Origin of the sequence: Yersinia proxima (genome assembly GCF_902170785.1) — a bacterium.
Classification (GTDB): domain Bacteria; phylum Pseudomonadota; class Gammaproteobacteria; order Enterobacterales; family Enterobacteriaceae; genus Yersinia; species Yersinia proxima.
Map to the genome: position 1 here is coordinate 318,707 of NZ_CABHYG010000004.1, position 12,638 is coordinate 331,344.

Consider the following 12,638-nt stretch of genomic DNA (forward strand, 5'->3'; position numbering starts at 1 on the left):
TAATACTGTGGTGGGCAATTGTTCACCCTGAAAATGAAAATCAATGGCGGATAATTAACCCGCCCTAACATTAAATATTCTAGCCTTGATTCATTTGTGCCTGAGCAATAGGTGCTTCAGATGCTTTAGCACTGTCTGGTTGTTCCACATTCTCTGGTTCATCGCTAAACCCAACCAACCAGGTGAAAACCGCCCCCAAGACGAAAGCGACGGTAATAGACAGCAGGAATCCCAAGAACTGTGCCATATGCCCTTCTTTAAAGAAGACCGGCAACACCGCAATCCCCGGTAGGCAATAGCTCCATGAAACCGCATTAAAAGACCCCGCGATAGCTCCACCAATCCCCCCTGCGGCACAACTACATAAGAAAGGTTTTTTCAATCGTAATGCTACGCCGTAAATAGCAGGCTCGGTAATACCGAACAAAGCGGTAATCCCCGCTGATAGAGAAATTCCTTTCATTTCACGGTTACGCGTTTTTAAGTAAACACCAAACATGGTTCCAGCCATGGCAAAGACTGCGGAGGCTTGCAAGCCGGTAAAGGTGTCATAACCCAATGTCGCATAGTTTCCTACAGTGACCGGAGTGATGCCCCAATGAACACCCAATGTGACCAGTGGCTGCCAGAATGCACCAACCATAAACCCTGCTATCGCTGGGCTGAGATTATAAAGTGTGTTGTAAACGCCACCAATTGCCCCACCGATCAAGTTACCCACCGGGCCAAATACCAGCAAGGTTAAGGGCACCATAATGGCAATACAGAACATCGGGGTAAACAGGTTACGCACCACCATTGGCAGTACTTTTTCAAAGAAGCGCTGCACGTAAGACATGGCCCAAACCATTAAAATGATCGGGATAACCGAGGCGGTATAGCTCAGGTATTGCACGGGAATACCGAAGAAATCCAAGGTGGGTGATGATAACGGAATTCCGGCAATAGTATTCAAAATGTGGGCAACCTGCGGATTATTCAGCGCTTCATGCATCAATTGCTGAACGGCAGGATCTGCTGAATTCACCGTGACAATTTTATTAGCCGTCAGCATGTTCATATAATCAGGGCTGATCAGCGCACAAGCAGTAATTACGGCAGTAAAAGGGTTAACGTTGAATTTTTTGGCCGCAGTAAAGGCCACCATCACCGGCAAGAAGGTAAACCCGGTCCAGGAGACAAAATTTAAAATTCGATAAGTACCGCTGGCGGCATCCATCCAGCCAATCGCTGCCAGGAAAGAAATAATCCCTTGTAAAATACCGCAGGCAGCCAGTGGATAAAGGAAAGGTGCAAAAATACTGGAGATGATATCCATCAACCGGCTAACAATGCCGACTTTAGGTGCTGCCACCGGTGCACTTTCATCGATATTAATCAGGTTCGTGACATGCTTATAGGCATCACCGACGTGGTTACCGATAACCACTTGCATTTGCCCACCCGCTTCAATAACAGTAATAACCCCTTTAACTCGATTTAATTTTTCTTTATCGACAGCTTTATTATCTTTCAATATAAAACGTAAACGTGTTGCACAATGTGTGACGGTAATCACATTATTATCACCGCCAATATACTTAATAATTTCTTGGGCGGTTAATGCGTAATCAATTGCCATTATTAATCTCCTGTCACGAATGCTGAGTATAAGATAAACAGAGTGTTATCGGATTATTATTAATATTTTTTCGATTGAGACTGGAGTTTAGCAAAAAGAAAGATGAAGTCACGATATAACAAAAACCATGAATTGGAATATGTAACATGTAAAAAACACCCTGTTTTATTGGGTGTTTTTATTAACTAATTGCGGGAGTTTTTTTCCGATGGTTTCAATAATATATAAAACGGGGATCTGGGTAGTAATATTATATTGCCCCTCTAATACAATAGGCGGCATGTGATAAGAGATATTTAAATCAGCCATCTTAGCCAAGGTCGAATTATCACTATTGGTCAAGCTAATAATCTTGCAATGCTGCAGGCTAAACTGATTGGCGATACGGATGATTTCTTCCGTTTCACCAGAAACAGAGAGGATAATAGCTATCGCATCCTGATACATATCACTATTGATTGGATAATAAGGGTCATCAATATAGGTACTGTATTTCCCTACATTAGAAAAGAAACGCGCACTGTATTTTCCTAATGCACCTGATGTTCCTATTCCAACAAAAATAATTCTACGTGTAGCCGCTATTTGCGCGGCAGCACTATCAAGAAGTTCGTCAAACTCACTATTATTAATACTCTTAAAATAGCTAATTATTTCGCTAATACCAAAACTAACCGGTGGTTTTTCATCGTGTTCTAAATAGAGTTTAAAACGAACACGGAATTCAGAATAACCATCACAATTCATTTTTTTACAAAAACGCAAAACGGTGGTGGTAGAAACACCCGCGGCATCTGCCAACTCCCTGATGGTCATGTACATCACTTTATCAGTATTTTTTATGATGTAGTTATAGACGATCAATTCCAGTTCGTTCAGCGATGATATTTCTTGATAGGTAAACATACTAGTACCTGAAACGATGCAATGGTGTGAGGTGGGTAAATTTAGCATGAAATGCGGTTGTTTAACATTAAAAAATACTGTATATTTGTACAGCTAATTTATTGAGGGAAGAAGTCATGCGAGTTGAATTAATTTATGATAAACGGAATGTCGCTGGCCTCGCCAACGCCGCCGAACTGATTAAAGCTGAGCTAACCAAACGAGTGCATCGGGTATTTCCAGGTGCAGAAGTGAAAGTTAAACCAATGCAAGCCAATGGTATTAATACTGATGCAAATAAACAAGAAAAGTCAGTGTTAAACCGCTTGGTTGAAGAAATGTTTGATGAAGCTGATGAATGGCTGGTTTATGAGTCTTAATACGTACAATTCATAGACATTGTTTCATTATAATTCTTTGCCATGAACAGGGAAATTCAGCAGCGACTACTGTAGATAAAACTTTATGAAACTTCTGTCGATGATTGCACCTGCTACAGGGTCTTAAGGCTTTAGCGGTAAAAACAAGCAAATCATAAAGACGTCATACTTCTTTTGTTAAAACAAGCGTCCTCCTAATGGCTCGATCCTCGCCATTCCTGGCACGGACGTTTTACTCTTCTGTCTGTCCTCACCTTGCCTGTCCTCACCTTGCAAAATCGAGTTGTCGAGGTTTGTCAGCAGCTTGAGGGGAGAAAACCCTCCCCTCAAATATGCCGTAGGCTATTTAAAGTTATACTTAACGCCAATCATAGCAGCATTGTCGCTATAACCCTTACCACCCACCTGAGTGCCCACATTGCCCCACAAATTCAGGTTATTATTAATCTTCCCTTCGACACCAACCTTAATTTCAGCAATGTTTTTCGCACCATCCATTGAAGAAGACACTCCGTTCATCGTCGCACCAAAGTTATTAGTATTATGGATCCAATTTGCTTCAATAAAAGGTTGGAATTCACGGTTTTTGCCGTCATCAATTTTATTGTGCCCGTTGAAATAAGTTCTTACCCCCAGACGAGTCATCAGGTTGCCATCGCCTTGCGAACCCACACTCGTACCGTTAGTCTCGGTGTGCTCATTAGCTTTAACGCCCATCCAGATAGCCTGAGCCTGAGGTTGCACGTAAACAGTATTTATCCTGCCTTCACTATCCTTAAACTCACCGGTTTTGAAGGTATAACCTGTCTCAACCGAAGCAGTAACCCCTTTAGACTTATAGGACTCCGATACCAGGTCATCCCCTTTCACACTGTTGTTAAACCAGTTGTACTGCGCCCAGCTATCAACATATGCGCCACTATGCTCCGCCTCATTTTCAAGCCAAGTGCCGTAAATCCCAACACTGTAACCATTAACGGAACCATCAGCACTGTACTTGGTCACCGATGAGCGAGTATTGCTCTGGTTACTACCATAGCCCGCCATCATGCCAAGATGAGTGCGATTAGCGCCTGCTTCACCCCATTGAGCAATGTCACCCCCCATCTGCAACACATAGCGATTACTCTGGGTTTTTAGCTGGCTGCTGTTGTCACGAAATGCGCTATGCCCACCGATATTACGCATCCACATACTGGTGACTTTTTCTTCCCCAGTGAGCATATCCACGTAGTTTGTTTCACCCAGGCGGTCATGTAGTGTGGTAACAAACATCGTGTTTGCCGCCGCGATATTCGCCGTATATGCCCCAGCTTCTGGACGCACAATAGGTTCATCCGGGTAAACAGGAATTATCACATGAATAGGGGCAATCGGCGTTGACAGTTGGGATTGCAGATACCAGTTGCCATCCTGCGCCGGTCCCTTGTTCAGGAAGTAGTCATACGCACCGGCTACGGCACGACCTTCAAGCGTAAAGTCCCCACCAGACTTGCCCTCGACCTGCACCACTTCGATACCTTTACTGGTCAAATCGCCACTGCCGCCCAGGTTATTCACCTGCACACGTGTGTAGCCAGAGGTATCGCCTTTCACAACCAACTTATCGGTTAGAGAATTATCATCACCCAGAACAGTGTTAAGTGATAACAGACCATTATCACCGACATAATTACCCCGAATAGTTAAGGTGTTTCCCGCCGCCGAACCGTTCAGCTTAATTTCACCGCTATTATTAAGATTTCCAACAGTTAAATTACCGACAGGCTGGCTTTCATAACCACTTAATGCGTTCAATGCCGCAAGTATGCCGAAGTTATTCACTCTACCAGTAACTTCACCATTCCCCCCCAGGATAGCTCCAGAAGCGATATTTACCATGCCGTTACCAGAAATCTTACCGCTCGCCGCAGCATTGTCGCCAAGCACCAGACGCCCTGCTCGCAAGTTTGTGTCACCGGTATAAGTCAGATCACGATTCACGATAAGCGTCGCGCTACCCAGTTTTTCCAGATAGCCACTGCCCGTAACGACGTTCGTCAGTTCCCAGTCGTTATCGGCGGTCAAATATACGGAGCCATTGTTAACTACGCTTGCCTCGCCCAAAACCTGAGTTGCAGATGCACGTAAATCGCTGCCGTTGTCTACCTGGAATTCACCGCTGAAAGCACTGTTATCAGCGGTAAGAGTAATGTCCGTGCCATCTTTCACTTCCACTGTACCGGCACCCGCCAGTTGTTTGCCTATATTTCCAACTGCTACCGCGTCGGTGGCGATCTGCTTCGCAAACGTTAAGTGATCTTCTTTATTGGTTAGCGTAACCAGACCGCTATTACCTAAGCCTGAGACATTACTCAACACCGCCTGCGAGCCACCTTTAAGCATGACATCCCCGGTATAGTTGCTGTTTGCACCATTCACCGTCACCACGCCCGGATCGATGATTAGCTTGCCACTGCCCACCAAGGTATCGGCGCTAATCGTGCCACCATCCAGATTTCCAGCACTGCGCTGAGCGCCCGTAATTGTCAATTCGCTGCCCGCAAAGAGGGTGAGTTGGCTACCAGTGCTGGTATTAAGCGCCCCAACCTTCTGGCTGTGTCCCTGAGTATCAACTCTGGCATCGCTTTCAATCAGCAGATTGTTGGTCTGCCCTAGCACATTGTCATTACCCAGTGCCAGGGTTCCGTTCGCTACCACCGTCTCGCCGAAATAATCGTTATTCTGGTTAGATAAAGAAACAGTGCTGGAGCCAGTGTCGATATGTAAATCCCCCGTCCCCGTCACTTTGGCGCTGAGATCACTTGCCGCACCACTTGCACCGTTGGCATTAAGTACTAACGCATCGGCTCCCTGCGCTAAAAGCTCAACCTGCTTGAGACCATAGTTGATATACAAGCCATCGGACTTATCGCCGCTGGTCAGACGATAATCCCAGGTGCCTTTCGCTACCGTCTCGCCTGCCTGGGTGATATCCACCACCACGGCATCTGTGATTATCTGGTCATGACTATCTTTCAGTGTCAGGTTGCCGCCACTGCCGGTGATTACACCAGCACTATCCGCCATTTTCACCAACGTCTGTGCATCGTCCTGCTCCATCAGGGAAAGATGGTCGGCTGGCTGCGGATTATTATTAGTGACGCCATTCAGCGCAACCTTAACTACACCCTGCCCACTGATATCCAGCGTATTTGCGGTATGAATCATATTGCTGGCTTCTTTGACACCAGGATTCAGCTCGCCAAAATTAGCGGTCCCCCCATTGAATACCAGACCACCAATATTTTGTTGACCCGCTCCGAGAGTGGCTACACTACCGTTGCTGAGCTTCAGATTCGCGGCTTTAAGCGCCTGAGTGTTAATCCCATCAAGCCCGAGCTTACTGTTGGAGAGATCGAGCGTACCGGCAAAAGCATCTTCTTTGTTATTGTCGGTAAAGCTAAAAATTTGATTCGACAGGTCTGCTTTAACAGTCCCCGTCCCATTCAAATGGCTTCGAAAAGCCACGCCAGCTGTATTCGTCAGGGCCAAAACACTGTTCGCATCAATATTAAATACCGTGCCCGTTGAGTCATTGGCATTATCTCCCAATGCCAGCAAGGTATTTTCTTCAGTGAAAATAGAACCATTGGTGAGGTTAATGCTTTCAAAACCCGTCAATGCGTTAATATTTTTAAGCACATACACCGAGTTATCCAGACTTAACACGTCCTCCCCTGTTCCCCCATTTAATGAAGTGAAGATAGAGGTTTCATTGGATTGAATGTTCTTCAGATTAAAAACATCGTTCCCATCACCGGTATAAAAATCTGTACCGGTGCTACCGCTGAGAAGATTAACGATGTTATCCCCTGTCAGGAGGTTAACTTTACCAACAATACTGGCCCCAGAGCTGTTAGTGAAAATCATTCCAATGCCAGAATTACTCGCAACGGCTATCTGTCCTGAACTGTTCGCTTTGATAGAAGCATTATTGGTGAAGGTACTGACCTTGCCGTTATTCAGATTCACCACTTCTTTCGTTGTAGAACTGGAAGTCAGTTTCCCAGACTGCACTACATTAGTCGTTGTCCCCCCCACAACCAGCGCAGATCCTCCGTCGTTAGCCGTCACGTTAATAGCGGTGCCGTTTTTCACCTCGCCGCTGGTATTGGTGATAATACCTGTCCCGTTCGCGCCCGTGACATTGATGGTCAGGCCATCTGAGTCCAGCAGATTCAGATCGGACGTGGAGGATGAGCCATTTGCATGTTTCAGCACAATACCTGCGCCTGAACCGCTGACCGTGATAACACCACTGTTGGACGTTCCGAGTTCCGCTCCGCTACGAATGCCCGCACCTTGATCAACGTTAAGTTTTGCATTTACCAGACGAATCCCGGCAACTTCCGCCCCGTTTTCAATGGCATTTCCCGTACCGGTCACGCTGATAGTGGCATCAGTTACCGTTAGTTCAGACACCGCAGTCGCAGTCGAACTGGGAACATCAATCAGCACGCCGTGCGCACCATTCTGAGCAATAGTTGTGCCCTGCCCGCTAAGCGCAAGAGAGGCACCATCCTTCAGGCGATAAGCCGCCGTTCCGCTAGTTGCTTTAACTGTACCGGTGTTGGCCACCTTCGAATCGCCACCAATAATATCAATGGCTATCCCATTCACGGTGATTTCACTGCTGTTCTCCAGATTACCGCCATCGACCAGTACGCCGGTGCTGTTCTCAGCAGTAAAAATCAGCGAACCTTTATGAATTAGCGTGCCTTTGTTACGAGCGATATAGCCCATGGCATCGCTAGCGGCATTAGAATTATCAAGCGTTGCATAGGAAGTTAGCTGTGAAGCTCCGGATGTGCCTGGGGCTCCTGTAATAGTAGTTGAATGACCATCCACAATGCCCGCAGTGGCATTTTTTGCCGTCAACGCCAACAGCACGCCCTGATCCAGTACGCCCTGCGCCCCACCCTCAACTTTTACTGCAGTGGCACCCTCAGCATTGACGTTGAGAACCATCTTTCCAGTGTTTAATTTACTAATAGTTTTGCCGTCATCGCTTTTACCCGTAACCAGCAAGATGGTGCTGTTTTCACCGCTGGCTTTCATACTAGAGATACTGTCAACACTACCTACAAATGAGGAACCACCATCTATGCGATACAGCGTTGAGCCTTTGGTGGAGACATTCTGCTCGCGGGTGCTTTTAGAGTTGATTGACGAACCCGCACTATAGATAAAGTATCCAATCTGGTTTTCGCCAGAGGAGAATTCTACCTCGCTATTACCCTCCAAACTCACCATGCCCTTGTTACGCGCATGGATGCCAATAGCGCCATTCCCATTAAGTACTACTGTTCCCGATTGGGTGGTTATAGCCCCAACGCCTTCAGACCAGATACCGTAATTCGCTGTTTGGGTCAGAGAATCAACACCTTGGTTGATTATAATATTACCGCTATTAGTTGCTTCGCTTCCCACAGAGACTTTTAAGCCAATTGAGTTGATGCCGTTAAGATTTATAGTGCCTTTATTTTCAACATGACGTGCCGCGTCAGAGACATCAATAGCAATGTTCTTTTGTGAGGAGTTATTAATATCAACAGCATTCCCATTAACATTGATGATCCCACTTTGAGTGACAACAGAATCTTCACCTTTCACCTGTATTGCCGTTGCCCCTTGAGCAAGGCTACCGATAGTCATGATACCTGTAGCATTATTAGTGAAAGCGCCACCATTACTGAGGCTTACTCCCAACGTCCCTGGTGAGGTAACAGCAACATCAGCCGTGGGGTCCAAAACAGATCGTTGTGCCAGACGGCCAATATAGATATCACCGTTATTATCAAAAATGGCAGCATCCTTAACAATAATACCTGTTGCGTTGAAAGCGCCATTAACATGGCTTGGCTGCGTGGCCGCAGCAATGTTGATAGAACCGTTATTAATAAGCGAACTAGTATCAGAGAGGAGAGCACCGATAGAACCTGCATAGTCCTGACGAGGTGCAATATTAATGACACCATCGTTAAGAATTTTGGTATTGCCGATGGAATTAATACCAAATTGACTGCCAATCCCGACATTGCTGATGGAGTTACTCATCTCTGGGTTAGTGCCGACATCAATTACACCAACGTTATTGACATTGCTGTTATGAGCTAAAATTACGTATGCACCATATAATGTATTGGCAGCTGAACCAAGTGTGCCTAAATTATTCAGCGTCGCGCCATTGAGTAAACTTATTAAAGAGGCATCAGAGTTGTGTAATTCAATATTCGCATCACGGTTAATATTAACCTGAGCATCAGCACCGTCGGCACGAATAAATGCAATGCGTTCTCTATCAATTGGAATGTTAACTGCATCGTTCGGATCAGCAACTTGTTTGTCTATCACAATCTGTTTGATGGTCTGCTGATAGCCCTTATTAATTTCGGTATCATACTGAAGGGGATCTAATGTGCCATTCGCTATCGCTGTTTGTAGCGCAGTGTTATAAACTTTGAAATCCTGAATATTATTGACAACAAAATCACCAATACTACTATGCACCAAGCCGCTAAAACCACTATTGAAATAAGCGGTATAACCACCATCTTCGGTACTGTTACGATTACCTAAACTAGCAACCGTTTTAGCATTATAATTAAGTATCCCAGCACCACTGACATCAAATACAGAAGAAGTAGTAACTCCTGCCTGGGTTCCTTTCATTATAACATTAACTTTATTTGCAATATTTGTAGTCCAATCGGCACCACTGGATCCTACATTAACATCGACTATCCCACCGGATTGAACAGATATTAGTTTTTTATCAACGTATTGACCATTATTTCCGACAGCATAATTAAGTGGTGCCTCATACGTAGCCAGGGTAAAAGTAGACATTTGATCATTATCATAAACGGCTATTGATTCTTTATTTTGCGTAATAGGATCTGTGTAACTAATACTTTGACTTTTACTTCCAATGAGAAATGCTCCATCAGAAATATATTCACTCCCTGTAGATATCAAACCCAGACTAGCTGCCTGCTGCAGCGTCACGATATTAAAACCTTTATCACCACTGGCGATGTTTGCAAAACCGCCACTGCCACCTTGGGTCAAGGTTATTGGGCTGGTATAAATAGAATATGCTGAGTCTGAAGGTGTATAAAATCCAACTTCACTGTTTGCAGCAGTGCTTTTTTCCATTGCAAGTGCTGACAGAATACAAGTTAGCAGTACTTTGCGTGAAAAAATAATATCGGATATTATTGTACCGATAGAAGATGATTTACTTTTCGCCTTTCCCTGAGCTAGTTCTGATGCAACGATATAACGGCCAAGCGTTGCATTCCATATAACTCTATAAAATTTGTTCATATATACCTAATCTTGATTAAATGAGAGTGATTTAAGTTAAATTTAATTCAATGTTTTAATGGTTTTCATTAAACAAACCAGTTAATTTAATACATATTTAGGCTGCCACTGAGGAATGGATAACGTAGCCAATATTTAAATACTGGTTTTATATTTCTGTTTATAAATAATTCGTAATTCAGTAATATTTTAGCTTGCTAGCCACTCCCATTAATTTTTAAGTACCGACGTAAAGCGCCAACACTTTGTGCGCATTAATACTGTAGTAGGCGCCCTTTTCACTGGTAATAAAATCATCATCAAGGCCAACCAGAGCCAGTTCTGTTTTTAGATCCTTTAATGTTGTCCAAAGGATTTGACTTGAAGATTTTAAGTTTCTTTCATCCCAGACATTTCGTAGAATATCGTCCCGCTTAACTGGGTTTTGTCGACCATTTGCCAATAAATATGCTAATAGCATCATATGGAGATCTTTTACTGCAATAATACTCACGTTAAGTGCATACGATTTCTTAGCTTCATCCATGCGTAACTTAATAATTCTGCGATGATGGATATCCACCTGAATATTGTCATTTATCAAGAAACCAAAAGTTGACCTAAACATAATTAATGCCCTGCTCATTTAGAAATCACTTTCTACATTAAATCCAACTTAGTGCATTCTATATAAAGTCCAAAAATTCGTAATCCACTGAGAAGATCCGATAATGAATGTTTTAAACATGTTAAATTTGAAGTCTTAAGCTGCAATATAATAAATAAATATATTTCCCGCTAAAAAAGCGATTTTAAAAGAGTAAATAACTAGCATCTGGAAATTACTTAAGTTAACAGATAATTTCGTTTTTTCATGAAGAGAAGAACAAAACACTTATTTTCACCTATAAACATGAATTGCATGAACAATTGAAAGCCACACCATTAGTATGTATAGAGATGAAACACCGAATTTTGTGATAATTAATTTAGGAAACCCGCGGTACAACCATTACAGGTTAATTAAATGTAACGGATAGTAAGGTTAGTCTTAAACAATACAGTTTATGATTTTGGTCGGGACCTCAGTGCCGTGTAGTCTGGTAAGAAACGCTCATTAAGGGTTGTTGATTGACAGGGACAGTTAACCACAAAAACATTCACAACAAAAATGAATGAACAGAAATGTATTCATGCAAAAATTTATTGAACTACACTTTTCTGAACAACATTTTCTTCTGGAAACTCAGGATGGCCTTACCTTCCCCCGAAAAATTTGACAACAACTTAATCCGTTTTCTGGTGACAATTGTCGAGACCAATAGCATGGCCAGCGCGGCAGAAATACTGGATGTCGCGCCATCAGCGGTTAGCTATGCAGTCAAGAAACTTCGCGAACATTACAAAGACCCTCTATTCATTCGAAGTTTGCACGGAGTTAAGCCAACAGCACTTGCACTCAATCTTTATGTAAAATTCAAGCTAATTCACGATAATATTCTTAAAGCCTTGGATATAGATTCAGAAGCTATCAGTCCGGCACGTAAAATATATATACGCGCAGATGCCTTAACTGAACTGTGGATAACAGATCGTTTGCTAAATAGTGGGGTTGTCCCAGAAGAGTGTACAGTAGAATTTAAATATTCGGTCATCAATGCAGAAGACCGAAGCCATCGGCTACGCACGCAAGAGATTGACTTAGACATTGGATTGATTATTCCGGGCGACAGAAATATTATCTCTTACACTTTGTTTGATTGGGATTATATGTTGATATGTCGTAATAATCATGGAACCGTAGGTGATCACATAACGAAAAAACAGTTTGCAATTGAACCCTTTATTGCACATTTTTCACGTTTTAATTCAACAATATTATTAAACAATTTCAATGAGTTAAAAGATTTACGCTCGAAGGATCCTGACGTAATGAGCGAATCTCCAGTCACCATGATTTTAAACATTCTTAACCATGATCTTCTGATGTTTATCCCTCGCATATATTTTGCGCTACTGAAAAAAACGTTGCCTATAAGGGAGGTAAAGTGCGATTTCATTCCGGAAGGGAAAATATCCAATCTGGTACATTTAAATAAAAAGCATGCCAATGATGAATTATTAAATAAAATAATCTCCATTTTAAAACAAGGTCACTAACTGGATATTTACTGAACTATAGCTATGCCTGTTATATGCCACCGGGTAATAATTAACACATTAAACTATATGAGCAGTTTGCCATTGCAGATACGCAGTTACTGCCGAACTTTATGCTCCAATATCCCTTCTGACGAAGCGAAGGCCCAACAGGTGTTATCGCCGCGTTTCTAATCATTCCACGTGCAGTGCCCAGAACGAGATTTAAAAACCAACAGTACTGTCCGTCAGGATCCAGGCAG

6 protein-coding genes and 1 pseudogene are annotated in these 12,638 nt (G+C 43.3%); 2 read left to right on the top strand and 5 right to left on the bottom strand.

Features of this window, described 5'->3' with window-relative positions:
* Nucleotides 1–79 precede the first annotated feature (79 nt).
* Together FTB31_RS03425 and FTB31_RS03430 are read right to left on the bottom strand one after the other, a co-directional pair.
* Complete coding sequence (locus FTB31_RS03425; protein WP_077173861.1) at nt 80–1,621, bottom strand: PTS transporter subunit EIIC; 1,542 nt, start codon at nt 1,619–1,621, stop codon at nt 80–82.
* A 165-nt stretch (nt 1,622–1,786) separates the two neighbouring features.
* Entirely contained in the window at nt 1,787–2,527 is a 741-nt protein-coding gene (locus FTB31_RS03430) for a MurR/RpiR family transcriptional regulator (RefSeq protein WP_050077949.1), read from the bottom strand.
* A gap of 116 nt (nt 2,528–2,643) precedes the next feature.
* Between FTB31_RS03430 and FTB31_RS03435 the strand changes: the two genes are divergently transcribed.
* Nucleotides 2,644–2,886: a DinI family protein gene (locus tag FTB31_RS03435; protein WP_050077950.1), complete on the top strand. Its 243-nt coding sequence runs from the start codon at nt 2,644–2,646 to the stop codon at nt 2,884–2,886.
* 342 nt (nt 2,887–3,228) lie between these two features.
* Here the strand turns inward: FTB31_RS03435 and FTB31_RS03440 are convergent, their stop codons facing one another.
* From FTB31_RS03440 to FTB31_RS03450, 3 genes and pseudogenes are all read right to left on the bottom strand, one after another.
* A complete protein-coding gene (locus tag FTB31_RS03440) occupies nt 3,229–10,086 on the bottom strand; it encodes an autotransporter outer membrane beta-barrel domain-containing protein (RefSeq protein ID WP_227731230.1) in 6,858 nt (2,285 codons plus the stop codon).
* Nucleotides 10,087–10,161: 75 nt separating this feature from the next.
* Nucleotides 10,162–10,257, bottom strand: a pseudogene (locus tag FTB31_RS21555) (ESPR domain-containing protein); the annotation flags it as partial.
* Between the two features lie 217 nt (nt 10,258–10,474).
* Nucleotides 10,475–10,882: a hypothetical protein gene (locus tag FTB31_RS03450; protein WP_077173859.1), complete on the bottom strand. Its 408-nt coding sequence runs from the start codon at nt 10,880–10,882 to the stop codon at nt 10,475–10,477.
* Between the two features lie 605 nt (nt 10,883–11,487).
* Between FTB31_RS03450 and FTB31_RS03455 the strand changes: the two genes are divergently transcribed.
* Nucleotides 11,488–12,396: a LysR family transcriptional regulator gene (locus tag FTB31_RS03455; RefSeq protein WP_050077957.1), complete on the top strand. Its 909-nt coding sequence runs from the start codon at nt 11,488–11,490 to the stop codon at nt 12,394–12,396.
* Nucleotides 12,397–12,638 lie beyond the last annotated feature (242 nt).

Coding starts and splice junctions, on each gene's coding strand:
- FTB31_RS03435 (WP_050077950.1), top strand. CDS start 2,644: ATGCGAGTTGAATTAATTTATGATAAACGGAATGTCGCTGGCCTCGCC.
- FTB31_RS03440 (WP_227731230.1), bottom strand. CDS start 10,086: ATGGAAAAAAGCACTGCTGCAAACAGTGAAGTTGGATTTTATACACCT.
- FTB31_RS03425 (WP_077173861.1), bottom strand. CDS start 1,621: ATGGCAATTGATTACGCATTAACCGCCCAAGAAATTATTAAGTATATT.
- FTB31_RS03450 (WP_077173859.1), bottom strand. CDS start 10,882: ATGAGCAGGGCATTAATTATGTTTAGGTCAACTTTTGGTTTCTTGATA.
- FTB31_RS03455 (WP_050077957.1), top strand. CDS start 11,488: ATGGCCTTACCTTCCCCCGAAAAATTTGACAACAACTTAATCCGTTTT.
- FTB31_RS03430 (WP_050077949.1), bottom strand. CDS start 2,527: ATGTTTACCTATCAAGAAATATCATCGCTGAACGAACTGGAATTGATC.